22 protein-coding genes and 1 tRNA gene are annotated in these 23,075 nt (G+C 66.5%); 9 read left to right on the plus strand and 14 right to left on the minus strand.

The window, feature by feature from the left end; genetic code table 11:
• Positions 1 to 267: 267 nt before the first annotated feature.
• Together leuS and pabB are read right to left on the minus strand one after the other, a co-directional pair.
• Entirely contained in the window at positions 268 to 2,847 is a 2,580-nt protein-coding gene (leuS, locus tag HDC95_RS10585) for a leucine--tRNA ligase (RefSeq protein WP_259063430.1), read from the minus strand.
• A 75-nt stretch (positions 2,848 to 2,922) separates the two neighbouring features.
• The gene (gene pabB / locus HDC95_RS10590) at positions 2,923 to 4,236 is read right to left on the minus strand and encodes an aminodeoxychorismate synthase component I (protein WP_396652694.1); all 1,314 of its coding nucleotides are present in this window, start codon (positions 4,234 to 4,236) and stop codon (positions 2,923 to 2,925) included.
• A 42-nt stretch (positions 4,237 to 4,278) separates the two neighbouring features.
• Here pabB and HDC95_RS10595 point away from each other — a divergent pair, with 42 nt between their 5' ends.
• The 3 genes from HDC95_RS10595 to HDC95_RS10605 are packed head-to-tail and all read left to right on the plus strand — an operon-like array spanning position 4,279 to position 6,960.
• Positions 4,279 to 4,962 carry a DedA family protein gene (locus HDC95_RS10595; protein ID WP_259063431.1) on the plus strand — a complete coding sequence of 228 codons (684 nt, stop codon included), beginning with the start codon at positions 4,279 to 4,281 and terminating at the stop codon, positions 4,960 to 4,962.
• A 4-nt stretch (positions 4,963 to 4,966) separates the two neighbouring features.
• Entirely contained in the window at positions 4,967 to 5,995 is a 1,029-nt protein-coding gene (locus HDC95_RS10600) for an App1 family protein (RefSeq protein ID WP_259063432.1), read from the plus strand.
• Between the two features lie 14 nt (positions 5,996 to 6,009).
• On the plus strand, positions 6,010 to 6,960 hold the full coding sequence (locus tag HDC95_RS10605) for a 3-methyladenine DNA glycosylase (protein ID WP_259063433.1): 951 nt from the start codon (positions 6,010 to 6,012) through the stop codon (positions 6,958 to 6,960).
• Here HDC95_RS10605 and HDC95_RS10610 read toward each other — a convergent pair.
• The gene (locus tag HDC95_RS10610; protein WP_259063434.1) at positions 6,864 to 8,069 is read right to left on the minus strand and encodes a glycoside hydrolase family 3 N-terminal domain-containing protein; all 1,206 of its coding nucleotides are present in this window, start codon (positions 8,067 to 8,069) and stop codon (positions 6,864 to 6,866) included. The genes HDC95_RS10605 and HDC95_RS10610 overlap by 97 nt on opposite strands.
• Positions 8,070 to 8,132: 63 nt before the next feature.
• Here HDC95_RS10610 and HDC95_RS10615 point away from each other — a divergent pair, with 63 nt between their 5' ends.
• A complete protein-coding gene (locus HDC95_RS10615) occupies positions 8,133 to 8,693 on the plus strand; it encodes a DUF805 domain-containing protein (protein ID WP_259063436.1) in 561 nt (186 codons plus the stop codon).
• 19 nt (positions 8,694 to 8,712) lie between these two features.
• On the opposite strand, the gene HDC95_RS10620 is transcribed toward HDC95_RS10615, so the two are convergent.
• Together HDC95_RS10620 and HDC95_RS10625 are read right to left on the minus strand one after the other, a co-directional pair.
• Entirely contained in the window at positions 8,713 to 9,369 is a 657-nt protein-coding gene (locus tag HDC95_RS10620; RefSeq protein WP_259063437.1) for an NAD(P)H-binding protein, read from the minus strand.
• A 106-nt stretch (positions 9,370 to 9,475) separates the two neighbouring features.
• Positions 9,476 to 10,543 (minus strand): NAD(P)/FAD-dependent oxidoreductase, encoded by a 1,068-nt coding sequence (locus HDC95_RS10625; protein ID WP_259063687.1) that lies wholly within the window; start codon positions 10,541 to 10,543, stop codon positions 9,476 to 9,478.
• Between the two features lie 115 nt (positions 10,544 to 10,658).
• Between HDC95_RS10625 and HDC95_RS10630 the strand changes: the two genes are divergently transcribed.
• From HDC95_RS10630 to HDC95_RS10640, 3 genes are all read left to right on the plus strand, one after another.
• Positions 10,659 to 10,734, plus strand: a tRNA-Ala gene (locus tag HDC95_RS10630).
• A 468-nt stretch (positions 10,735 to 11,202) separates the two neighbouring features.
• Complete coding sequence (locus tag HDC95_RS10635) at positions 11,203 to 12,876, plus strand: sodium:solute symporter family protein (RefSeq protein WP_259063690.1); 1,674 nt, start codon at positions 11,203 to 11,205, stop codon at positions 12,874 to 12,876.
• The gene (locus HDC95_RS10640) at positions 12,873 to 13,007 is read left to right on the plus strand and encodes a putative transporter small subunit (protein ID WP_310503252.1); all 135 of its coding nucleotides are present in this window, start codon (positions 12,873 to 12,875) and stop codon (positions 13,005 to 13,007) included. Before HDC95_RS10635 ends, HDC95_RS10640 begins: the two co-directional genes overlap by 4 nt.
• 50 nt (positions 13,008 to 13,057) lie before the next feature.
• Here HDC95_RS10640 and HDC95_RS10645 read toward each other — a convergent pair whose 3' ends face one another.
• Genes HDC95_RS10645 through HDC95_RS10655 form a run of 3 tightly spaced genes read right to left on the minus strand, consistent with a single transcriptional unit; the run spans position 13,058 to position 16,213 of the window.
• Positions 13,058 to 14,635 carry a tripartite tricarboxylate transporter permease gene (locus tag HDC95_RS10645; protein WP_259063438.1) on the minus strand — a complete coding sequence of 526 codons (1,578 nt, stop codon included), beginning with the start codon at positions 14,633 to 14,635 and terminating at the stop codon, positions 13,058 to 13,060.
• Positions 14,628 to 15,191, minus strand: a complete 564-nt coding sequence (locus HDC95_RS10650; RefSeq protein ID WP_259063439.1) for a tripartite tricarboxylate transporter TctB family protein — start codon at positions 15,189 to 15,191, stop codon at positions 14,628 to 14,630. The genes HDC95_RS10645 and HDC95_RS10650 overlap by 8 nt, the downstream gene beginning before the upstream one ends.
• On the minus strand, positions 15,188 to 16,213 hold the full coding sequence (locus tag HDC95_RS10655) for a tripartite tricarboxylate transporter substrate binding protein (RefSeq protein WP_259063440.1): 1,026 nt from the start codon (positions 16,211 to 16,213) through the stop codon (positions 15,188 to 15,190). The genes HDC95_RS10650 and HDC95_RS10655 overlap by 4 nt, the downstream gene beginning before the upstream one ends.
• 159 nt (positions 16,214 to 16,372) lie before the next feature.
• On the opposite strand from HDC95_RS10655, the gene HDC95_RS10660 reads away from it, so the two are divergent.
• Both HDC95_RS10660 and HDC95_RS10665 read left to right on the plus strand, forming a co-directional pair.
• The gene (locus HDC95_RS10660; RefSeq protein WP_259063441.1) at positions 16,373 to 17,968 is read left to right on the plus strand and encodes a sensor histidine kinase; all 1,596 of its coding nucleotides are present in this window, start codon (positions 16,373 to 16,375) and stop codon (positions 17,966 to 17,968) included.
• Complete coding sequence (locus HDC95_RS10665; protein WP_259063442.1) at positions 17,965 to 18,648, plus strand: response regulator; 684 nt, start codon at positions 17,965 to 17,967, stop codon at positions 18,646 to 18,648. The genes HDC95_RS10660 and HDC95_RS10665 overlap by 4 nt, the downstream gene beginning before the upstream one ends.
• 6 nt (positions 18,649 to 18,654) lie before the next feature.
• Here the strand turns inward: HDC95_RS10665 and HDC95_RS10670 are convergent, their stop codons facing one another.
• Genes HDC95_RS10670 through HDC95_RS10695 form a run of 6 tightly spaced genes read right to left on the minus strand, consistent with a single transcriptional unit; the run spans position 18,655 to position 23,014 of the window.
• The gene (locus HDC95_RS10670) at positions 18,655 to 19,344 is read right to left on the minus strand and encodes an SDR family oxidoreductase (protein WP_259063443.1); all 690 of its coding nucleotides are present in this window, start codon (positions 19,342 to 19,344) and stop codon (positions 18,655 to 18,657) included.
• An 18-nt stretch (positions 19,345 to 19,362) separates the two neighbouring features.
• Positions 19,363 to 19,743 carry a ribosome silencing factor gene (gene rsfS / locus HDC95_RS10675; protein ID WP_259063444.1) on the minus strand — a complete coding sequence of 127 codons (381 nt, stop codon included), beginning with the start codon at positions 19,741 to 19,743 and terminating at the stop codon, positions 19,363 to 19,365.
• Positions 19,743 to 20,867 carry a hypothetical protein gene (locus tag HDC95_RS10680; protein ID WP_259063445.1) on the minus strand — a complete coding sequence of 375 codons (1,125 nt, stop codon included), beginning with the start codon at positions 20,865 to 20,867 and terminating at the stop codon, positions 19,743 to 19,745. The genes rsfS and HDC95_RS10680 overlap by 1 nt, the downstream gene beginning before the upstream one ends.
• Positions 20,864 to 21,466 (minus strand): nicotinate-nucleotide adenylyltransferase, encoded by a 603-nt coding sequence (gene nadD / locus HDC95_RS10685; RefSeq protein WP_259063446.1) that lies wholly within the window; start codon positions 21,464 to 21,466, stop codon positions 20,864 to 20,866. The genes HDC95_RS10680 and nadD overlap by 4 nt, the downstream gene beginning before the upstream one ends.
• Before the next feature lie 5 nt (positions 21,467 to 21,471).
• Positions 21,472 to 21,696 carry a hypothetical protein gene (locus tag HDC95_RS10690; protein ID WP_259063447.1) on the minus strand — a complete coding sequence of 75 codons (225 nt, stop codon included), beginning with the start codon at positions 21,694 to 21,696 and terminating at the stop codon, positions 21,472 to 21,474.
• A gap of 52 nt (positions 21,697 to 21,748) precedes the next feature.
• Positions 21,749 to 23,014: a glutamate-5-semialdehyde dehydrogenase gene (locus HDC95_RS10695; RefSeq protein ID WP_259063693.1), complete on the minus strand. Its 1,266-nt coding sequence runs from the start codon at positions 23,012 to 23,014 to the stop codon at positions 21,749 to 21,751.
• Between the last annotated feature and the right edge of the window lie 61 nt (positions 23,015 to 23,075).

Genomic DNA, 23,075 nt, shown 5'->3' on the forward strand with positions numbered 1-23,075 from the left:
CTGCGGTTCTGGTTCGAGAAGGGCTCGGACCTCTCCACACACACGCCCGAGGACCTGCGCCGGGTCGCTGCGACGCTGAATCGTCGACCCCGACCCACTCTCGAGCTACAGACTCCAGCCAACCGACTCAACGAGCTACTACTCGCCGCATGACCCCGGCGTTGCTCCCACCACTTGACATTGCCCGGTCATAACCAACCGAAAGCTCCTTTCAGCATTGCGAGACGGGGGGGTCGTGGATGCGGCGGCGCAGAGCAGGCGGAGCCGTCACCCCTTGACGGCGAAGCTCACGATCTTCGGCGCTCGCACGATGACGCGCATGATCTCCTTGTCGCCGAGCGCACGGATGACGCGCTCATCGGCGCGCGCCAGCGCCTCCAGGTCGGCCTCGCTGATGCGGGCGGGCACCTCGAGCTGCGCGCGCACCTTGCCGCCGATCTGTACGACCGCCGTGACGGTGTCCTCGACGAGCAGCGTCGGGTCGGCCTGACGCCAGGTGACCAGCCCCACAGAGGGCTCATGGCCGAGGCTCTCCCACATCTCCTCCGCTGTGTGCGGAGCGATGAGGTCGAGCATCACGGCGATCGTCTCGGTGGCCTCGCGCACGGCGGGATCCGCGGCGCCGCTACCTGCGTCGATCGTCTTGCGGGTGAGGTTCACGAGCTCCATCAGACGCGCGACCAGCACGTTGAACTTCGTGTGCTCGACGAGCGCGGGCGCATCAGCGAGCAGGCGGTGTGTGCCACGACGCAGCGCAGCATCGCCGCCCTTGAACAGCACGTCGACGGGGCTGTCCACGTCGTGGCTGAGGCGCAGCGCACGCGCGAGGAACTTCTGCGCACCCGTCATCGAGACGTCGGCCCAGTCCTTGTCGTCCTCCACCGGGCCGGCGAACGCGAGGCCGACGCGCAGTGCGTCTGCGCCGTACTTGTCGAGCTCCTCCTGGAAGAGCACCAGGTTGCCCTTGCTCTTGGACATCTTCGCGCCGTCAAGGATCACCATGCCCTGGTTGATCAGACTGCTGAACGGCTCGGTGAAGTCGATCACGCCCATATCGAAGAGCACCTTGGTGATGAACCGCGCGTACAGCAGGTGCAGGATCGCGTGCTCGACACCGCCGATGTATGAGTCGACGGGCGCCCAGCGCGACGCTTCCTTCGGGTCGAACGCGACGGTGTCGCTGGTCGGCGAGAGGAAGCGCAGGAAATACCACGAGCTGTCCACGAACGTGTCCATCGTGTCCGGGTCACGCAGCACCGGGTCGCCGCTCGCCGGGTCGACCGTGCGCACCCACGACTCGGCAGCTCCAAGCGGAGACGCGCCCTTCGGGGAGAGATCGAGGCCGTCGACGCTCGGCAGCTTCACCGGCAGCTGGTCCTCGGCGACGGGGATGATCCGGCCGTCCTCCGCGTGCAGCATCGGAATCGGCGTTCCCCAGAACCGCTGACGCGAGATCAGCCAGTCACGCAGGCGGTAGTTCTTGGATGCGCGGCCGGTGCCGTTCGCCGTCAGCTGCTCGATCGCACGCGCCACGGCGTTGCGCTTGGACAGCCCGTTCAGGTCGCCGGAGTTGATCATCCGTCCCTCGCCTGTGAGGGCGATGCCGGTGACAGACGGATGCTGGTCGTCCAGGCTCGGCAGCGTGTCGATCGGCACGCCATCCTCATCGACCTCGATGACGGGCATGGCGCCGGTGATCGGCGCCGTCGTGTCGACGACCACCTTGACGGGAAGGTCGAAGGCGCGCGCGAAGTCGAGGTCGCGCTGATCGTGGGCGGGAACGGCCATCACGGCACCGTGACCGTAGTCGGCGAGCACGTAATCGGCGGCCCAGATCGGCAGCTTCTCGCCATTGACCGGGTTGATCGCGTAGCGCTCCAGGAACACGCCGGTCTTCGGCCGGTCGGTGGCCTGCCGATCGATGTCTGTGGTCTTCTGCACCTTCGCCAGGTACTCCGCGAAGCGCGCACGCACCTCATCAGAGGCATCCGCCACCAGTTCGGCGGCGAGTTCGGCATCCGGTGCCACGACGAAGAACGTCGCGCCGTGCAGAGTGTCAGGGCGCGTGGAGAACACCGTCACCGGCTCCTCACGGCCCTCGATCACGAAGTCGACGTCCGCGCCGATCGAACGGCCGATCCAGTTGCGCTGCATCTGCAGCACCTTGTGCGGCCACGACCCCTCGAGCTGGTTCAGGTCATCCAGCAGACGATCTGCGTAGTCGGTGATCTTGAAGTACCACTGCGTCAGCTTCTTCTTGATGACCTCGGCACCGCAGCGCTCACAGCGCCCGTCGATGACCTGCTCGTTCGCGAGCACGGTCTGGTCGTTGGGGCACCAGTTGACGGGGCTCTTCTTGCGGTACGCGAGGCCGCGCTCGTGCAGCTTGAGGAACAGCCACTGGTTCCAGTGGTAGTACTCCGGGTCGGAGGTGTGCAGCTCGCGCGTCCAGTCGAACGAGACGCCGTAGGCCTTGAAGCCCTCCTTCTGCTGGGCGATGTTCTGGTAGGTCCACTCCCGCGGGTCGGCACCGCGACGGATCGCCGCATTCTCGGCGGGGAGGCCGAACGAGTCCCATCCGATCGGATTCAGCACATTGTGCCCACGGTGACGCCAGAAGCGCGCCACGATGTCGGAGTAGAGGTAGTTCTCGGCGTGGCCCATGTGCAGGTCGCCCGAGGGGTACGGGAACATCGCCAGCACGTACTTGCGCGGGCGGGTGTCCTCAGCACCTCCTGCGAGGAACGTCTCGTCGTCCGCCCAGTACTTCTGCCACTTGGCTTGGATGGCGTGCGCCGATGACGACTCGTCGACGGGCTCGGCGGAGGACGACAGATTTTCAGACAACGAACGGCCAATCTCAGGAAGCGGACTGCACAGATTTGAACTGCAGAAGTCAAGAACTTCCAGGATATCCGATACCTACGAACGCCAGGCTTCCGGGAGCTCGGCGCCCAGCGCGGCCAGCGGCGCGCGCGCCTTGGTCGTCACCTCTTCCACTTCGGATGCTGCGTCAGAGCCCCACGTGATCCCTCCGCCGGCGCCGACCACGGCGCGATCGCCGTCGATCAGGATGCTGCGGATCACCATCGCAAGATCCATCGCGCCGTCCGCGCCGACGTAGCCGAAGCATCCGCTGTACACACCGCGGGGTGCTCCGCCCTCCAACTCATGCAGCAAAGTCATGGCCGACAGCTTCGGAGCACCGGTCATGCTGCCGGCCGGGAACGCGGCATCCCACAGCCGCCCGACCGTCAGCCCCTCGGCCGGTCGCCCGCTCACCGTGCTGACGAGCTGGTGCACGGCCGGATACGACTCGACCTGCCACAGTCCGTCGACGCTGATCGTCCCCGGCACGCACACGCGAGAGAGATCATTGCGCATCAGATCGACGATCATGACGTTCTCAGCGCGCTCCTTCTCGCTGGCGAGCAGCTCTGCGGCGAGCGCATCGTCGGATGCCGGATCAGCGCCGCGCGGACGCGTGCCCTTGATGGGTCGAGTGCGGATACGCCCGCTCGACGCATGCAGGAATGTCTCCGGGCTCGCGCTGAGCAGCGCTCTTCCACCGATCCGCACGAATCCGCCATGGTGCGCTGGCGTCGCTGTCCGCAGCCGCAGGTAGGTCTCGACATCGTCGTGCGACCCGTCGATCTGGAATCGGGTGGTGAGGCAGAGCTGATACGCGTCTCCCGCACGGATGGCGTCTCGGCACCGCTGGATGAGTGCCGCGTACTCGCCAGGGGTGTGGCGAGCGGATGCTGTCGCTGGTGTCGTTTCGACTGGTCGCTGCGCTCGCTCAACGCGTTTCGTCTCACTTCGCTCGCTCAACGATGCGCGGAGGTCCGCCAAGCTCTCCCCCAGCTGCCAGACCGCACCCGTCGCGTGGTCGACGGCCACTGCTGCGGTCACCCGCAGCCATGCCGGTCCGCCCTCTGAGCGAGCGGCAGGAGCACCGGCCGCCGCTGCCCCGCTCTCGTAATCCAGCCATCCGACCCAGCCGCCCCGGAAAGGCGGACCGTCGTGGACGACGGGAGGTGCGACGTCGAGCCGCACGTCCGCCGGGCCCCGCCGATCGATCTCCCCGACCCCGAGCACGCTCCAGCCGACTGCGGCTCCGGCTCCGGCATCCAGCCAGAACAGCTCCTCATGCCGTGCAGAGAGTGCCCGGAAAAGCGCCACGAGGTCGATGGCCGAATCAAGGCGGCGGAGCTCGAGCGACGGAAGGCGAGTCACCTTCTCAGCGTACGGGTCCGTGGAGCACGTATTCTCGTGAGGGTGGACGACATCCTGCTCTGGATCCTCGACGCCGTCCAGGCCGTCGATCCTGTCGCCCGCACGCTCATCGCGGGTGTCGCGGTATTGCTGGAGACCAGCATCCTGATCGGCCTCATCGTCCCTGGCGACACGATCGTGATCATCGCTTCGATGGGGGTCGACGGCATCGTCGAGACCATCGCGATGGTCATCGCCGTTTTGGTGGGCGCGCTGATCGGCGAGAGCATCGGATTCTGGCTCGGCCGGTGGCTCGGTCCTCGTATCCGCCGGTCCTGGATCGGCCGTCGCGTCGGTGAGGGCCACTGGGAACGTGCGGAACAGTACCTGCAGCGTCGTGGCGGACTCGCGATCTTCCTCTCGCGCTTCCTGCCTGTGCTGCATTCGCTCGTGCCCCTGACCGTCGGGATGAGCGCATACTCGTACCGCCGCTTCCTGGCATGGACGGCACCAGCCTGCCTCATCTGGGCGACGGCCTACGTCAGCATCACCTCCCTCGCTGCAGGCGGCTTTCGCGAGCTCGTCGACCGGGTGCACTTCGCCGGGTACATCTTCGTCGGTGTGATCATCGCCTTCCTGCTGCTGATCTACATCGGCAAGAGGCTGCTCACCCGTGGGGAGAGCCGTCACATGCGCGTCGCTGTGGACGACGCAGATGAGGACACCGCTTCAGACGTGAAAGACTGAAGCGATGTCCGAAGACAGCGCCCCCCGCGCCAGGATCCACTGGTTCGCACGTTTGGAGCACCGCCTGCACGTCTGGCGCGAGAGCCGAGCGCGCCGACGTGGCCGCACGGCGACCGTTCTGCCCTTCGCCGGATACGGCGGAAGCGGCTGGGTGCGCGTCGTGGGCAGGGTGCTGATCGTTCCTCCTCCCCATCGCACCGAGAGCGGCGAGTACGCGAGTGTGCGCGGGTGGCGCAGCTTCGTCGGCATCCCGGTCAGCTTCGCGAGCGTGCACATCACGATCGCCGGACGCACGCACGTGGTCGTCGCAGACCGCGGCGGCGTCGTCGACACGGTCATCGACGCGGACCTCCCCGCGGGGTGGCAGAGCTTCGCGATGTCGGTCGAGGGGCAGAAGCCGGTCGAGGCGTCCGCGTTCATCGTGGCCGACGACGTCGACTTCGGTGTGCTCTGCGACATCGATGACACCGTCATGGTCACCGCCCTTCCCCGTCCGTTCATCGCCGCATGGAATTCCTTCGTGGTCGACGAGCATGCCCGCCTCCCCGTTCCCGGTATGGCGGTGCTGCTCGAGCAGCTGATGCGTCAGCACCCAGGCTCACCGATGATCTACCTCTCCACGGGTGCCTGGAATGTCGCGCCGACGCTGAGCCGGTTCATGAGTCGCCATCTGTTCCCCACCGGATCCATGCTTCTCACCGACTGGGGCCCAACGCATGACCGCTGGTTCCGCAGCGGCCGGGAGCACAAGCTCACGAACCTGCGCCGTCTCGCCGCAGAGTTCCCGCACGTGCGGTGGCTGCTGATCGGCGACGACGGCCAGCATGACGAGGCGATCTACACCGAGTTCATGCAGGAGCAGCCGGACTCGGTCGCCGGAGTGGCGATCCGCCGGCTGTCCCCCGCCGAGGCCATGCTCGCCGGTGGCCGGGCCACCAGGGACGACCACCCCGAAGACACCGCACCGTGGGTCGCGGCATCCGATGGTGCGGGGCTCCGCGAACAACTCACCGACGCCGGCATCCTGCACTGAGCCGATCGACGCGCATGCCTGCACCTGTTCTCGATCACGCGACGTGGACAGATCGCGAACGCGCGCATCGGGTGCGCGCGGATGAGCTCACCGCCGCGCATCGCGAGCGTGCGGCACGGGGAGACAAGCATCCCGTGTGGGATTTCCTCTTCACCTACTACTCCTACTCGCCGTCGCAGCTGCGCCGCTGGCACCCCGGCGCCGGCGTGCAGCTCGATGCCGCAGAGGAGAGACTCGGATGGCGCTGGTACTCCCCCGGTGCGGCACCGGGTTCTGCTGTACCGGACGCCGACGCGTTCGCCAGCGAGAAGGACGCGCTCGCGGGTCTCATCGAGCGGATGCTGCGACGCACAGCCGCCCGGCCCGGACAGTTCGGCTGCTTCGGGCTGCATGAGTGGGCCATGGTCTACCGCGACCCCGAGCACCGGCACACCGCCCCGCTGCGGCTGGGCCAGGACGGCACCGATGCGGTGGTGGAGGCGCACGACCTGCGCTGCACGCACTTCGACGCGTTCCGCTTCTTCACGCCGGACGCTGTCCCGCGCAATCGCCAGCGGCTGAGCCGCACCGACCAGCCGGAACTCGAACAGCCGGGATGCCTGCACGCCGGCATGGATCTGTACAAATGGGCCACGAAGCTCGGTCCGCTCGTCCCCGGTGAACTGCTGCTGGACACGTTCGATCTCGTGCGTGACATCCGTCTGCTCGACATGGAGGCGGCGCCCTACGACCTGTCCGCGTGGGGCGTCGTCCCCGTGCCGATCGAGACGGCCGACGGCAAGGCCGAGTACGTCCGCCGCCAGCGTGCATTCGCCGATCGAGGCAACGAGCTGCGCAGACGGCTGCTGGCGGCGTGGCTCGGTGCGGGTCAGGTTGCCGGGGCGCAGTCCGCGCAGGCCGCCCAGACGGCGCCGGATGCCGCGCGCTCCAGCCGCAGCGTCATGGTCCGCTCCGCGGCATCCTGAAGGCGGTCAGCCGGCAGCGTGCCGGTGCCAACGGCCGCGGCGATGCCGGCCGCAAGCTGGCTCGCCGTCTCAGGTGTGGAATGGGCGATCATCAGCACCACGTCGTTGCCGGCCGCGATCGCCGCCACCGCGTTCGCCACGGGGTCGGAATACTCCGCGATGCCTGTCGACTGCAGCATTCCCAGATCGTCTGTGATCATGACGCCGTCGAACCCCAGTTCGTCACGGGCGATCTCATGCCAGCGCGCAGAGAGCGACGCCGGCGCCTCGTCCACGGCCGTATAGTCGAGGTGGCCGAACATCAGCACCGAGGCGCCCGCGTCGATGCCGGCGACGAACGGCAGCGCGTCGCTCTGCCGCCACTCGTCCAGCGTCTCGTCCGTGCGAGGAATCAGTGCGTGCGAATCACCGGGGGCGGCTCCGTGGCCGGGGAAGTGCTTGAGCGTGGAGGCGACGAACGGCTCTTCTGCGGTGACCGCCGCTGCGACCCGTTCTGCCGCTGCAACGGGATCGGCACCGAGCGAGCGTCCGTAGATGAACGACGAGCTGTCGGACGTAGTGTCGGCGACCACCCCGAAGTTCACGTTCGCCCCACCGCGCGCCGCGAGTGACGCCCGTGCGGCGAATGCGGCGCCGGTCTCGCCGGCGGGCCGGTCCTTGAGGACCTGCGACGCCGGGAACCGGTCCCATGGCAGCCGCGAAACGTACCCGCCCTCCTGGTCGATCGCGATCAGCGGCGGCAACGCGGGGTCGACCGTCAGAGCGGCAGTCACCGTACGCAGCTCCGCCTCGCTCGTCGGGACGTTCGCGCCCATCAGGATGAATCCGCCGAGTCCGCCGGTCTCCATATAGGCGGAGAGCGCGGCCGGATCAGCGGACGGGATGTGGCTCATCACGACGCTCGAGGCCTGCTGCGCGGTGCTCATCTCCGACACGAGCTTCGCGGCGCGCGCGGCCGGACCACCGGCATCCGCAGGCTCGACCACGGCGGGGCGATGGCTTGCCGAACCAGGTGCCGCTGAGGCCATCCCAGTCGAGACCAGTGCGGTCGAGATCACAAGTGCCCCCGCCGCGGCCGCGGCGACCCAGAACGGGAGATGTCGGCGCATGCCCCCACCCTACGTCCTACCCCTCACACCCGACATGCTTGAATGTGTGCGGAGAGGACCCACATGTCGACACCGCACGTCCCGCCCGCGAACTGGTACCCGGATCCATCTGGCGGGCAGTACCTGCGCTTTTGGGACGGCGCGGCGTGGACGACCCACACCCGGCCGACCGCCGATCCCGTGGTCGCTGCGGGCGCGCCGGTGGCAGCGCCGATGGTTCTCTACCCTCAACATGTTCCGGTTCACGCTCCCATCGGCGCCTGGCGCGGACCTGTCGATTCCCGACCGCTGGTGCGTAACATGGTCGATGCCGTGCGCGTGTGCGTGCAGAAGTATGCGCGCTTCGACGGTCGCGCGAGCCGGCCGGAATTCTGGTACGCCGAGCTGACCTCGCTGCTCGTCGTCTTCGCCGCTCTCTTCGTAGTGTGGATCCCGTTCGTGGGCTGGCTGGCACTGCTTCTGCTATGGGTGTTCGCCATGGCATCGATCGTGCCGCTGCTGGCCGTGACGGTCAGGCGCCTGAGAGATGCCGGCTTCCACTGGGCATGGATCTTCCTCTACCTCGCACCGTTCGGCGGCATCGCGCTGCTGATCATGTGCGCGCAGCCGTCGAAGCATCCGTAGCCGCCGCCGGTGCGCAGGCTCAACGCACCAGCGCCACTTCGATGGGCTCCGACGTCTCTGCGGTCCCGTTGCCGAATCGGATCGTACGGCCGATCGTCAGCGGTTCGTTGAGCGCTGCGACGATCACGGCCGCGACGTCAGCACGAGACACGGCGCCGCGACCTTCGGGATCCAACTCGATGCGCCCGGTGGGCTCGTCGAAGGTGAGCGCACCCGGTCCGAGAATCGTTCCCTCGAGCGCCGTACCTCGCAGGTGCTCGTCGGCGGACCACTTCGCATCGGCGTAGGCGAAGAACGAATCGTCCCTCGACACCCCGTGGTCTGCCTTCGAACCCAGCCACGACACCATCACGTAACGGCTCACTCCCGCCAGCAGGGCGGCGTACATCGTGCGTATCGCCGCATCGCGGTCGACCGCATAGGTGCGTTCAGGGTCCCCACCGCCCGCGCCGGCCGACCACACGATCGCATCATGACCGCGGATGACCTCTGCGAGAGCGGCCGCATCCATGGTCTCGACGTCTGCCACGAGCGCGGTCCCGCCTGCGGCCTCGACATCGGCGATGTGCTCGGGGTTGCGGATGACGGCGGTCACTTCGTCGCCGTTCGCGACGAGAAGCGGCGCGAGCAGAAGGGCGATGCGGCCGTGGCCGCCGAAGACGATGATGCGGGACATGAGGATCTCCTGTCTGACGGCTCGACACCCAGGCTATCCGTCCATTGTCGCTGAAGGGCGGATTCCGCACCGTAGACTCACTGCGGACGACGGTCACAGGAATCGACTAGGCGATGACATCCGATCCTGTCATCGACAGGGCGCGTTGCACGCCCTTCGCCGCCGTACGTCCGGCGCGATTGGCGCCGATCGTGCTCGCCGAGGGGCCGTAACCGACGAGCTGGACGCGCGGGTCTTTGACCGCCGTCGTGCCGCGTCCATTGCGGTCGAGTTGGATACCGCCCGCGTCGCTGCGCAGATGCAGGGGTGCGAGGTGGGCGATGGCCGGACGGAATCCGGTCGCCCACAGGACCACGTCGACCTGTTCGAACAAGCCGTCCGCCCAGCGCACGCCGTCGGGCTCGATGCGCTGGAACATGGGTCGCCGGTCCGCATATGCGCCGAGTCGCTCAGCCTCGCGCTCCTGCGGACGCAGCATGAGCCCGGTGACGCCGACGACGCTCTGCGGAGGCAATCCCCGCGCGACGCGCTGCTCGACGAGCGCGACAGCGGCGGCACCGGCTTCGGGCGTGAAGTCGTCGTCGCGCCAGACCGGTTCACGGCGCGTGACCCAGAGCGTTTCGGTGATCGGCGCGAGGGCGCCGAGAAACTGGACGGCGGATGCTCCCCCGCCGACGACAAGAACGCGCTTGCCTCGGAAGTGCTCCGGACCCGGATAGTCGACGGTGTGCAGCTGCTCGCCGACGAAGGTCTCCATCCCCGGATAGTGCGGCAGGAACGGCTGCGTCCACGTGCCGGTGGCGTTGACGATGGTGCGAGCGCGCCATTCCCGCTCGCCCGCGTGGACGCGGAGCATCCCTTCACCGTCGGTGACCCTGTCGATGTGGACAGGCCGGATGACGGGGAGCTCGTGCATTCTCTCGTACTCCGCGAATGATGCCGGCACCACGACGTTCGCCTGTTTCGCATCTCGCGCCGGCGGCGTCGACCCCGGAAGCTCCGCGACACCGTGGACGTCGTTCATGGTGAGCGCATCCCAGCGATGCTGCCATGCACCGCCAGCGATCGCATTCGCGTCGAGCACGAGATGCTCGGTGCCGAGTCGCTTCAGATGGTACGAGGTGGAGAGGCCCGCCTGTCCGGCGCCGATGACGATGCTCTCCACGATCTGCATATCCATGACAACGCATACATCGATGTGGATGTTCCCATCGTCGGCTCGATTGGCGGTGGTCGCTTCCTGTGTTGTATTCTTTTGAAGTTGCCCCGCTCGCGCGGGCGGCGAAGATGGGCCTGTGGCGCAGCTGGTAGCGCACCTGCATGGCATGCAGGGGGTCAGGGGTTCGAGTCCCCTCAGGTCCACCATGAAGAAGCCCTCGGGAAGCCGGGGGCTTCTTGCGTTGCCCGCACCGACGCTCCGGCCCGACTCCAGGAGTTCCCTGGGAACTTGCTATGGTGGCAAGGATGCTCATGTCCGCATGAGCAGGGAGCGCCTGTTCGCGTTGCGCTCCCATGCGACGCGCGCCCGCCGCGCACGTCCGCAATCATTCGACTCCCGCTGAGGATGCGCCGGTGATCGGCGTGCCCGAAACGCGGACGACCGTGAAAGGAGCCGCACCCCGGGCCTCTCGTCTGTGCGCTGCCATGCGCCTCAGTGGTCCAGGTTCGTTCATCGCCATGCTCACAGTCTCAAAACTCCACATGACCATCTACTCCCCCACTTAGCGAGCGCTCACTCCATCGACCAGCGGCACTGCCGCATCAAAGACGAGAAAGTGAGAACACCCGGTGGGAGACCTCCAAACACTCTCGGGACCGATCGTGGTCCTGCTCATGCTGCTGTTCTTCGGCGGCAGCCTATATATGTCGATCCGCATCTCCCGCAAGAAGGAGAACGCCGACGGCTACATGACCGGCGGCGGCAAGATCGGATTCGGCATCTCCGCCGCATCCATGACCGCCACCTGGATCTGGGCGTCATCGATGTATGCCTCAGCCACGTCCGGCTACATGTACGGAATCTCCGGCCCCGTCCACTACGGACTCTGGGGCGCCCTGATGATCCTGCTCATCTATCCCTTCGGCCGTCGCATCCGCAAAGTCGCGCCGAAGGCGCACACGATCGCCGAGGTCATGTTCGCCAGGCACGGACGCTCCAGCCAGCTCCTGCTCGCCGGCTCCAACGTACTCGGCAGCGTCATCAGCCTCACATCGAACCTGATCGCCGGCGGCGCCCTCATCTCGATGCTCTCGCCCTTCAGCTTCACCCAGGGCATCGTCGCGATCGCCATCGGCGTCCTGGCCTACACGCTGTGGTCGGGCTTCCGCGCGTCCGTCCTCACCGACTTCGCGCAGGTGCTGGCGATGCTGGGCGCCGTCGCGATCATCGTCCCGGTGGTCTTCTTCGCCGCAGGCGGGCCCGACCTCTTCGTCACCGGGGCGTCGAATCTCACCCCGCAGCAAGGAGACTTCTTCTCGTCGGACGCGTTCTTCAACCAGGGCGCCCCGTACATCGCCGCCGTCCTCGCCTACGCGATCGGAAACCAGACGATCGCTCAGCGGCTCTTCGCCGTGCGTGAGGACCTGATCAAGAAGACGTTCGTCACCGCGACATTCGGTTACGGTGCATCCATCATCGGTATCGGCATGCTGGGCGTGCTCGCCCTGTACGCGGGTGTCGAGCCGATGGACGGCGACGTGAACAACCTGATCCCGCAGATGGCTGCAACCTATCTTCCGCCGGTGCTGATCTGTCTGTTCTTCGTGATGATCATCGGCTCGCTGTCCTCGACCGCCGATTCCGACATGACGGCGCTTTCGTCGATCATGATGGCCGACGTCTACGGCCAGAACATCGCTGGCAAGAAGAACGCCAACCCGAAGACGATGCTGCTCGTGGGACGACTGACAATGGTCGGTGCCACCGCAGCGGCGCTCTGCTTCGCGTCGATGCAGTTCAACATCCTCGACCTGCTGGTGTTCGTCGGCGCGATATGGGGAGCGCTCGTGTTCCCGGTGATCGCGAGCTTCTACTGGAACCGTGTCACCAACGTCGCGTTCAGCGTCGCAGTGGTACTCGGCCTCGCGGCGTTCCTCCCCGTGCGCTTCGAGTGGATCGACCTGTCAGGCGGTCTCGGCATCGTCAGCGATGTGCTTTCGGTGATCGGCATCGGCGTGGTGCTGGCGCTCATGGCATTCGGATTCTTCGGTCTGAGAATCGCCATCGGAGTCGGCGCGCTGTCGATCGTGGCATCCGCTCCGTTCGCGATCGGTTTCCTGCACATCTATCCGGTGCTTTCGGGATCTCTCGTCGCCTACGCCGTCAGCACGATCGTGTGTGTGGTGCTCACGATGCTGAACCAGAGGAAGCGGTTCGATTTCGATCTCATCAAGCAGCGCACCGGCGAGTTCGACACCACAGAGACCGAGATCATGATCGCCACCGAGCGGCTCCTGAAGGACGAGGATGCCGCCGGCGACGGTGCACTTGCAGGAAAGGACGCATGATGGAGATCATCGCAATGACCGCGTACGTGCTCATTTGGCCGGTGATCGTCATCGGCACTCTGGTCGTGATCATCCGCGCCTTCATCAAAGACGCGCGTGAGGCGAAAGAGCAGGGCCGTCAGATCATCTGATGAGCCTTCGGATGGGCGGCAGCAGGGGCTTCTGCTGCCGCCCATCTCTCTCACCGATCGCGCAGCTGCTCGGCGATCTCCTCGTCCACGGTGCGAATCGTTGCGGTGTCGATGTCGGACAGTGCCGCCTCGAAACGCGCCTGGCGGCGCTTCAGCCAGATGCCCAGCACGATGATCAACACCATCGCGGAGTAGATCACGATCGAGATGGGACTGTGCACGAGGTACAGCGCATCCCCCTGGCTGATCGCCATGGCCTTGCGCAGCTGCTCCTCGGCCATCGGGCCCAAGATCGCTCCGACCACCATCGGCGAAACCGGATACCCGTGCCGGCGCATGAAGAAGCCGATCACGCCGAGCAGCAGCAGCACGCCGATGTCGAAGATCGTGAAGTTCGCCGCATACGCGCCGAGCCCCGCGAAGACGAGGATCCCGGCATAAAGGTACGGGCGCGGGATCTGCAGCACCTTTGCCCACATGCCTACCAGCGGCAGGTTCAGGATGATCAGCACGACGTTGCCGATGTACAGGCTCGCGATCAGCGCCCACACCAACGCCGGCTGGCTGTCGAACAGCAGCGGGCCAGGGCGGATGCCGTAGGTCTGGAATGCCGAGATGATGATCGCCGCCGTGGCAGTGGTCGGCAGCCCCAGCGTCAGCAACGGGACGAGCACACCAGCCGCCGCCGCGTTGTTCGCAGCTTCCGGCCCTGCCACGCCCTCGATCGCTCCCTTGCCGAACTGCCTCCGGTAGGGATCCTTGGCGAGCTTCTTCTCGGTCGCGTATGACAGGAAGGTCGCGACGTCCGCACCGCCCGCCGGGATCGCTCCGATCGGGAACCCGATCGCCGTCCCACGCAGCCATGGTTTCCATGAACGCTTCCAGTCGCTCTTCTTCATCCAGGAGCGCCAACTGCCGGAGACGGGGATGATCGGCAGAGCACCGCTGCGCAGCCGGGAGCCGACGTAGAGCGCCTCGCCGACCGCGAACAGGCCGACCGCGACGATCACGACGTCGATGCCATCGCCCAGGTTCGGGATGCTGAAGGTGAAACGCGCCTGCCCGGTCAGAGTGTCCGTGCCGACCAGTCCGAGGAACAGGCCGATCGACAGGGACACGATGCCGCGAATCGGACTCGCTCCCAGGAGCGCGCCCACTGTGAGGAACGCCACTATCATCAGTGCGAAGTAATCCGCAGGGCCGAGTGTCACGGCGAAGTCGGCGATGAACGGCGCAAACAGTGTGAGGAGCGCTGTGGCGATCGTCCCCGCGATGAAGGAGCCGATGGCCGCTGTGGCGAGTGCCGTCGCGGCCCGGCCCATCCTGGCCATCTTGTTGCCCTCGAGGGCCGTGACGATGGATGCCGATTCTCCTGGGGTGTTCAACAGGATCGACGTCGTCGACCCGCCGTACATGCCGCCGTAGTAGATGCCGGCGAACATGATGATCGCGCTGGTGACATCCAGCGTGTATGTCAACGGCAGCAGCAGCGCGACAGTCATCGCAGGGCCGATCCCTGGAAGCACACCCACCGCCGTGCCGAGCAGCACGCCGATGAACGCGAACAACAAGTACTGCGGCTGCAGCGCTGTCGCGAAGCCGTCCATGAGCAGTTGCAGGCTATCCACCGAACACCCCCATGCCCTCGAACAGGCCCGGAAGGATCGTGCCGAAGGGCGGCAGCGACAGCCCGAGCAGACTGCCGAACACCAGCTGCGTCAGCACGCCGAGTCCGAGTCCCAGCAGAAGCGCCTTCCACCAGGTCGATGCCCCCAGCGCCAGCGAGGCGCCGGTGAAGAGCACGACCACAGCCGCCGGCCAGCCGGCGATCGGGATCACGATCATGAGCGACGCGAACGCCAGCGCGAGGAGGATCACGATCTTCCAGGATGTGCGCGCCTCGGTGTCGATGTCCTCGCCCTCATCCGGAGCGCCCACGTCACCGCGCAGAACCGCCACGAACGCACCCAGCGACGACAACAGCATGAGGCCGGTGACCGCATACGGCACCACCCGCGCGCCGAGGACGTTCGAGGATCCGACCGGCTCGCGGATGAAGCCGGTCATCACCAGCGCGATCACGGAGAACACGATGATCACGCCGACGAACACGAGCTCTCCGAGCCTGCGCGACCGGGGAGCGCCGGCGATCGCCGACGCTCCCGTCGTGATCTGGTTCGTCATTCGATCAGGCCGATCGTCTTGAGTGTCTCCTTCGTCGTCGAGATGTCGCCATCGAGGAACGTGGAGAAGTCATCGCCGACGAGGAACGCGTCGGTCCAGCCGTTGGTGTCCAGGATCTCGGTCCATGCGGCACTGTCGTGCACCGCAGTCACGAGCTCCTCCAGAGCCTTCTTGTCGTCGTCCGAGACGTCACCGGGGGCGATGAGTCCCCGCCAGTTGGTGACGACGAGGTCGACGCCCTCATCGGCGAGGGTGGGCACGTCAGGCAGGAGCAGCGCCGGCTCCCCTGACGACACGGCGAGGGCCTTGAGCTCGCCGGCTTCGACCTGCTGAGAGAACTCCCCCACGCCTGAGATGCCTGCCTGCACTTGACCGCCCAGCAGCATCGTGAGCGCCTCACCGCCACCGGAGTTGGCAATGTAGTTGAGGCTGCTCGGCACGTCCGCAGCATCCACGCCGGCATCTGTGAGCAGCAGTGCGGCGAGGATGTGGTCGATACCGCCGGCCGAGCCGCCGGTGACCGCCATGCCCGCTCCCTCGTCCACCCAGGCGTCGATGAAGTCCTCCAGCGTGTCGTACGGGCTGTCCTTCGGTACGACGATCACGAGCGGCTCTTCTGTGAGCTTCGCGATCGGGGTCATGTCCTCGATGCGCACATCGGATGCGTTCGTCTCCACCGCGCCGACCATCACACTGCCCGTGATCATGAGGGTGTTCGGATTGCCTTCCGTGGCGAGCGAGGCGAGTCCGACGGTGCCACCGGCCCCGCCGATGTTCGAGACCGGCGCAGAGGAGACCAGCGATTCATCGTTCAGGGCCTGCCCGAATGCACGCGCCGTCTGGTCCCAGCCCCCACCGGGATCCGCTGGCGCGATCACCGAGACGCTGTCGATGCTCGAGCCGCCGCCTTCGGCCGAGCCTCCGCCCCCGCCGGCAGGGGTTCCTGCGCACGCGGCGAGGCCCAGTGCGGCGACGCCGATCAGTGCGCCGAGCGTGATTCGGGTGCGAGTGTGCTGTGTCATGAACTCCTCCTCGAGTCCTTCCGCCCGACGCCGATGCCGGGAGCAGGTGACGCGAGCCTAGAACCGCCCACATCGTCGGTTCTGCTTGTGTTCAGAACGAGGAGTTCTGGTCATTTCGTAACCTGCACCGTGTCGCCTCGCCTCGCCTAGCATGGGAGCGTGGTGAAGGCGATGACGCTCCGCACGCAGCTCGTGCTGCTGCAGGTCGTCATCGTGCTCGCGATCGTGCTGACGGCAGGCCTCGCCGCCATGCTCATGCAGGAGCGGCAGATCCGCGAGGCATCGCAGGAGCGCATGGTCGCCGTCGCGCAATCCGTCGCCCAACTGCCGACGATCGTCGAGGCTTACCGTTCGCCGGACCCCTCTGCGGTGATCCAGCCGATCGCCGAACTCATCCGCGACTCGTCCAACGTGGCGTACGTCGTCGTGACGGATGATCGGGGCATCCGGTTCTCGCACCCGAACCCCGATCGCATCGGCGAGCCGGTATCGACGGATCCCAGCGTCGCGCTGTCCGGCGACACGTACGTCGGAACCCAGACCGGCACCCTCGGCGAATCGTGGCGTGTGAAGGTGCCGGTGTTCGATGCGGACGGCGTCGTGATCGGGCAGGTGTCCGTCGGCATTCTCGAGTCCGAGATCCGCGCGGATTTCCTCGGCGACATCACAGGCTTCCTGCTCGCTCTCGGCGCCGCCACCGTGATCGGCGTGATCGCCGCGACCGGCGTGGCTCGCATTGTGCGTCGCCGCTTCTACGGGCTCGAACCGGAAGACATCCGCGGGCTGCTGGAGACCAGAGAGGCGACGCTGCACGGCATCCGGGAGGGCATGCTCGCGCTGGACGAGAAGGGAGTGGTCTCCCTCTGCAACGACGCAGCCGCCCGGCTGCTGGGCCTGTCGGGGCCCGCAGGGGCCCTAGGGCGTTACGCATCGGAGCTGCTGGACGATCTGGCCGTCCTCATAGATGAGACGGACATTGACGACGATGCCGCCCCACAGCGACTCGTGCTGTCGGGCGAACGCGTTCTCGTGGCACGAGCGGCACCGGTGCGCGTGCAGGAGCGGCGTGTGGGCACGGTGGTGACGCTGATGGATCGCACGGAGCTCGACCGTGCTCTGCGCGAGCTGGCCGGTGCGCAGAGCCTCGCGGAAGGGCTGCGCGCGCAACAGCACGAGTTCTCCAACACATTGCACACGATCGGAGGTCTCATCGAGCTGGGCGAGTTCGATGCTGCCAGGCGCGTGGTCGATCGTGCGGGAGACGGCGGGGCGCTCAGCAGACTGGACGTCCCTGATGGCGTGCAGGACATCGAGCTCGCGGCGATCCTGCTGGCCAAACGCGCACGTGCGCGAGAGCTGGGTGTGGAGCTCACGATCTCGGACGACGGCCGGGTTCCGGCGCGTCAGGGCGATGGCGATCTGGGCACGGTTGTGGGGAACCTTCTGGACAACGCTCTGGATGCGGCGGGCCGCGGCGGTCACGTGGCGATCTCGATCGAACAGACCGATGAAGACGGCATCCGCATCCGCGTCGAAGACGACGGCCCCGGCGTGCCGATCGAAAGGCGTGGCGACGTCTTCCGCCTCGGATATTCGACGAAGACCGATGATCGACAGCGCGGATACGGGCTGACTCTCGTCGCTCGCGTCGTGGAGCGTCTCGGCGGCTCCGTCGAGCTCTCTCCCGCCGACAGCGGCGGTGCGCGTTTCACCGTGAGGATCCCTGCATCCGCGCTGGCGGAGGCGGACGCATGAACCGTTTGCGCACCCTCATCGTCGAGGACGACTTCGCTGTGGCGCACGTCACCCGTGGCTTCGTGGAACGACACCCCCACTACGAGGTCGTCGGCGTCGCGCCGACGGGAGCAGATGCTCTGCGCCTGCTCGACGAACTCGAACCCGACGTCATGCTGCTCGATGTCTACCTGCCGGACATGTCAGGGATGACCGTGCTTCGGCGGGCTCGTGCCGCCGGCGCACATGTCGAGGTGGTCGCCGTCACCGCGGCGCGCGATCTGGAGACCGTGCGACGCGCCCGCGCGCAGGGCGTGCATCACTACGTCGTGAAGCCGTTTCCGATGCGGACGCTGCACGAGCGGCTCGATGACGTGTGGCGGGTGATGGCGCGTGATGCCGAGTTCACCGCCACCGGCGAGCTCGACCAGGCGAGCGTCGACGCGCTCATGAGGCGCGATGCCATCGCCATGGCCGGTCAGCGCAAAGGGGTCTCGCGTGTGACACTGCAACGCGTCGTCGAAGCGATGCAGGATGGTCGTGACCCGCTCTCGGCCAGCGAGCTCGCCGAGGTGCTCGGGATGTCGAGGGTCAGCGCGCGACGCTATCTCGAACGACTCGTCGAATCCGGACTCGCAATGAGCTCCCCGACCTACGGCGGGGTGGGAAGACCGGAACTGCGGTATCAGCTTCGCGGGTGAACGCGTCTACCGTCCCGGCCGCACCGTCAGGTCGACGATCTGTGCATCGCGCGGCAGGTCGAGAGCGGTCAGGATCGTGGTCGCAACGGAGTCGGGATCGATGAAGAGCTCGGGATCGTAATCGCGGCCCTCCTGCTGATGTACGCGCGCCTGCATCGGGGTCGAGGTGCGCCCAGGGAAGATCGAGGTCACTCGCACGCCGTTATCGGCCTCTTCGGCACGAAGTGCATCAGCGAGCGCCTTGAGTCCGTGCTTCGATGCCGCGTATGCAGACCAGTCCGCGTTGGCGCGCAGACCGGCACCGGAGTTCACGAACACCACCTGGCCGTGCGATACCCGCAGCACGGGAAGAAGCAGACGCGTCAGCTCGGCCGGAGCGACCAGGTTGACAGCGAGCTGCCGCTCCCACAGCGTCGGCGAAAGATCGGCGACGCTCCCCAGATCCACGACGCCCGCGACATGCACGAGCGAATCGATGCGCTCGGGAAGATTCTGCTTGGACAGCGCCCAGGAGATGCGGCCCGGCTGCGCTAGATCACCGACCAGCGTCGATGCACCGGGGAACTGCGCCGCGATCTCGCGCGCACGCCCTGCATCCCTGGCGAAGAGCACGAGCTCGTCGCCTCGATCCAGCAGTCGGCGTGCGAGTGCCGCTCCGATGCCCGACCCGGCGCCAGTGATCAGATGGACCGTCATATCAGGGCCGCCACCACGTCACGGGCGGTCGGCTGCCGGCTCGGACACATCGATCGGAACGACAGGGCAGTCCTTCCACAGGCGCTCCAGGCCGTAGTAGACCCGCTCTTCCGAGTGGAACACGTGCACGATGAGATCGCCGAAGTCCAGCAGTACCCAGCGGGCCTCCTGTCGTCCTTCGCGTCTGACGCGCTTGTGCCCGGCTTCGATCAGTTTGTCCTCGATCTCGTCGGCGATCGCGGCAACATTGCGCTCGCTGTTGCCGGTGACGATGAGGAAGATGTCCACGAGCGGAAGAGGTTCCGACACGTTCAGTGCGACGAGATCCTCTCCGCCCTTTGAGATGGCGGCGGATGCTGCCAGTTGCAGCATCTCTTCGGCGTTTTCAGGTGATTGCATTAGAAGATATTCGTGGTGAATGCGACGATGAGCGCCACCGCGAGGGCGAGCGCGAGCCCGCCGGCCGTGATCGCCAGAGTCAGCATGAGCTTGTTGCCCTTTTCAGGCGCCGGGGGTCGGATGACCTCACCGGCAGGTTTGATCGTGCTGATCGCGGAGCTTGCCGCGATCGGCGTTGGAGAGGATGCCGGTGGCAGCTCTCCGTCGATGAGAACGGCATCCGATTCCTTGCCGTCTGCGGCGCCGTGTGCGTGCCCCTGGGAGCCGATCCCGCGCGGGAGCTCGTAACTGCCCGTCACAAGAATCTCACCTGTGGAGGCGACCGGCCCCGACAGAGATCGCTCGCCCGGTGACGGGGTGAAGATCAGAGTGTTCGGAGCAAGATGCTGAGAACCGCCCGAGTCCGCGGTGATCAGCTCATCGAACGACGGTGCGAACGAGGGCACCTCGCTCTTTTCTGCAAGCAGTCCATTGCCGAACGTGGGACTGACGACGTGGTTCTCGCCCGTCTCGATCGGCTCGGCGACGGGAAGCTCGTCGGCTTCCTCGTCGCCTGCGGCCTCATCCTCGTCGGGCGCAGCGAGGACCAACGAGTCGATCGGGTCAGCATCGGCGGCAGGCTCGTCGTCACGCGGAACGTCACCGGTGGCTTCAACTGCGACAGCCGCACTCACGGGCTCGACATCGACAACCTCTTCGCCGAGATCGTCATCTTCGTCGCCCGCGTCGCCCGAGGGCGCGTGCTCCTCGTCGGCTGCCGGTCCCGCGAACGAGGGCACGCCGGAGACGAGCACGTCGTCCGAGTCGCTGTCCGTCGCGTCCGCCGCCGATTCCTCCGGTGTGATCACGGGGACGGACGCCGTGCGGATGCGCTCCTGCTCACGTACCTGACGCCGGGTCAGCGGTGCGTCATCAAGGTCGACATCGCCGTCTGCAGTAGGAGCGGCGGCGACGTCAACGGGCTCAGCGGGACGCGGCAACGGAACCGCCGGCGTAGGCTGCGCTTCTCCTGCAGCAGCCGCTGCCTCTTCCTCGCTGATCACCGGTGTGGTGCCGGTGAGACGAATCTCCCGCAGCTGCTTGCGGGTCAGCGGCTTATTCCCCTGCTGATCCGATGTACTCATGCCTTGCTCCGATACAGATGATGCTTCGCTATGTATTGAACGACCCCGTCGGGAACGAGATACCAGACCGGCTGATCATCGGCCACACGCTCTCGACAAGCTGTCGACGAGATCGACAGGGCCGGAACCTCCAACTGGCTGACGTTTTCGGTCGGCAGTCCATCTGTGCTCAGGATGTGTCCTGGACGGGATACCGCGACGAAGTGGGCCAGTTCCCACAACTCATCATGGTCCCTCCAACTGAGAATTTGCGCTACGGCATCCGCTCCGGTGATGAAGAAGAGCTCCGCATCGGGACGCTCCTGCTTCAGATCACGCAGAGTGTCGATCGTGTAGGTGGGGCCTTCCCGATTGACGTCGACTCTGCTCACGGTGAACTGCGGGTTCGACGCGGTCGCGATCACCGTCATCAGATAGCGATGCTCGCTGGGGGTGACATTCGACTTCTGCCACGGGTGGCCAGTCGGTACGAAGACAACCTCATCGAGGTCGAAGGAGTGCGCGACCTCGCTCGCAGCGACCAGGTGCCCGTGGTGGATCGGGTCGAACGTTCCGCCCATCACTCCGATTCTCGGGGCGCGCGTGGTCGTGGTCTTCATACGCCCTAGTGGCCGTGCCCTGCCCCGTGTCCGTCCTTGCCGTGCTTCTCAGCCCAGGCCTCGGCCTTGGCCGAGTGACGGTTCGCGACGTTGCGATAGGAGAAGGTCACCAGGCCGAGCACTGCGAACAGCCCGGCGGCGATGAGGCCGAAGATGAGAGTCTCCATGGCCACGTTACCGTGGTGCTCCGTTTCGGCTGCAGCCATCGCAATCTGTGCGACGAGGTTCATCCTGACTCCGTTTCGTGACCGGTTGCGAGAAGACGCTCGTCCATCCTATCGCTCAGGGGCGCGTCTGACCTGACCCACGCGCGAGCCACTTCGTGCTCGTCAGCTCTGCGAGCCCCATCGGACCGCGCGCATGAAGCTTCTGGGTGGAGATCCCGACCTCAGCGCCGAATCCGAATTCGCCCCCGTCGGTGAACCGTGTGGAGGCGTTCACCATGACCACCGCGGAGTCCACCTCGGCGAGGAACCGCTCGGCGTTGCGGGAATCGATCGTCACGATCGACTCGGTGTGTCCGGTGCTGTACTGACGGATGTGCGCGAGTGCATCATCCAGGTCGTCGACGACCTTCATCGCGATGTCGAGGCTGAGGTACTCGGTGGCCCAGTCCTCCTCCGTGGCGGGAATGATATTGGCCACCATCCCTGCGACGACGTCGTCGCCGTGGATCGCGACGCCCTCGCTGTGCAGCGCATCGGCGATAATCGGAACGAGATGCGGCGCCGCCTGCCGCAGTACCAGCACGGTCTCCACGGCATTGCAGACGCTGGGCCGCTGAACCTTGGCGTTCACGACGATCTCCCGCGCCCAGTCCTCCGGCGCGGACTCGTCGAGCACGATATGCACGTTGCCGGCGCCGGTCTCGATCACCGGGACGATCGACTCCGTGACGACGGTCTCGATCAGCGACGCGCTTCCTCGCGGAACGAGCACATCGACGAAGCCGCGCCCGCGCATGAGCGCCATCGCTCCGTCGCGCCCGAAATCGTCCACCGTCTGGATCGCCTCCGCGGTGATACCCGATTCTTCGAGTGCGTCGCGCATCACTCGCACGAGCACCGTGTTCGACTCACGCGCCGCGCTGCCGCCGCGCAGCACGCTGGCGTTCCCCGAGCGCAGCGCGAGGGCCGCGATGTCGACGGTCACGTTGGGCCTGGCCTCGTAGATCACACCGACCACCCCGAACGGCACTCGCACCTGCTCGAGCGACACTCCGTTCGGCATCCGGTGGCCGCCGACGACCTGGCCGACGGGATCCGCGAGAGCGGCGACGTCGCGCACAGCAGACGCGAGCGCGGCGACGCGCGTCTCGTCAAGACGCAGTCGATCGATCAGTCCCTCGCTGATCCCGCTCGCCCGGCCGCGCTCGATGTCGCGTGCGTTGGCCTCGATGATCACCGCGGTGTGCGCCTCGAGCGCTCGCGCGATCGCCTCCAGCGCACGAGCCTTGTCATCGCTGGTCATGCGCGCCGTGGCGCGAGACGCCTCCTTCGCGAGCACGAGACGATCCTGCGCGGTGTCCGCCGGCTCGGCCGGACTCATCGTCCCGGACAACGCAGAAGCATCAGTCGAAGAAGCGGTCTCGGAAGCGGCGTCGATCATC

Source organism: Microbacterium sp. AK031 (genome assembly GCF_024807145.1).
Lineage (GTDB): Bacteria > Actinomycetota > Actinomycetes > Actinomycetales > Microbacteriaceae > Microbacterium.

Excerpts from the sequence above, each read along its gene's own strand:
- HDC95_RS10600 (WP_259063432.1), top strand. The coding sequence starts at position 4,967 with ATGTCCGAAGACAGCGCCCCCCGCGCCAGGATCCACTGGTTCGCACGT.
- HDC95_RS10605 (WP_259063433.1), top strand. The coding sequence starts at position 6,010 with ATGCCTGCACCTGTTCTCGATCACGCGACGTGGACAGATCGCGAACGC.
- HDC95_RS10610 (WP_259063434.1), bottom strand. The coding sequence starts at position 8,069 with ATGCGCCGACATCTCCCGTTCTGGGTCGCCGCGGCCGCGGCGGGGGCA.
- HDC95_RS10615 (WP_259063436.1), top strand. The coding sequence starts at position 8,133 with ATGTCGACACCGCACGTCCCGCCCGCGAACTGGTACCCGGATCCATCT.
- HDC95_RS10620 (WP_259063437.1), bottom strand. The coding sequence starts at position 9,369 with ATGTCCCGCATCATCGTCTTCGGCGGCCACGGCCGCATCGCCCTTCTG.
- HDC95_RS10625 (WP_259063687.1), bottom strand. The coding sequence starts at position 10,543 with ATGCAGATCGTGGAGAGCATCGTCATCGGCGCCGGACAGGCGGGCCTC.
- HDC95_RS10635 (WP_259063690.1), top strand. The coding sequence starts at position 11,203 with ATGCTGCTGTTCTTCGGCGGCAGCCTATATATGTCGATCCGCATCTCC.
- HDC95_RS10640 (WP_310503252.1), top strand. The coding sequence starts at position 12,873 with ATGATGGAGATCATCGCAATGACCGCGTACGTGCTCATTTGGCCGGTG.
- HDC95_RS10650 (WP_259063439.1), bottom strand. The coding sequence starts at position 15,191 with ATGACGAACCAGATCACGACGGGAGCGTCGGCGATCGCCGGCGCTCCC.
- HDC95_RS10655 (WP_259063440.1), bottom strand. The coding sequence starts at position 16,213 with ATGACACAGCACACTCGCACCCGAATCACGCTCGGCGCACTGATCGGC.
- HDC95_RS10665 (WP_259063442.1), top strand. The coding sequence starts at position 17,965 with ATGAACCGTTTGCGCACCCTCATCGTCGAGGACGACTTCGCTGTGGCG.
- HDC95_RS10670 (WP_259063443.1), bottom strand. The coding sequence starts at position 19,344 with ATGACGGTCCATCTGATCACTGGCGCCGGGTCGGGCATCGGAGCGGCA.
- rsfS (WP_259063444.1), bottom strand. The coding sequence starts at position 19,743 with ATGCAATCACCTGAAAACGCCGAAGAGATGCTGCAACTGGCAGCATCC.
- HDC95_RS10680 (WP_259063445.1), bottom strand. The coding sequence starts at position 20,867 with ATGAGTACATCGGATCAGCAGGGGAATAAGCCGCTGACCCGCAAGCAG.
- nadD (WP_259063446.1), bottom strand. The coding sequence starts at position 21,466 with ATGAAGACCACGACCACGCGCGCCCCGAGAATCGGAGTGATGGGCGGA.
- HDC95_RS10690 (WP_259063447.1), bottom strand. The coding sequence starts at position 21,696 with ATGAACCTCGTCGCACAGATTGCGATGGCTGCAGCCGAAACGGAGCAC.
- HDC95_RS10695 (WP_259063693.1), bottom strand. The coding sequence starts at position 23,014 with ATGAGTCCGGCCGAGCCGGCGGACACCGCGCAGGATCGTCTCGTGCTC.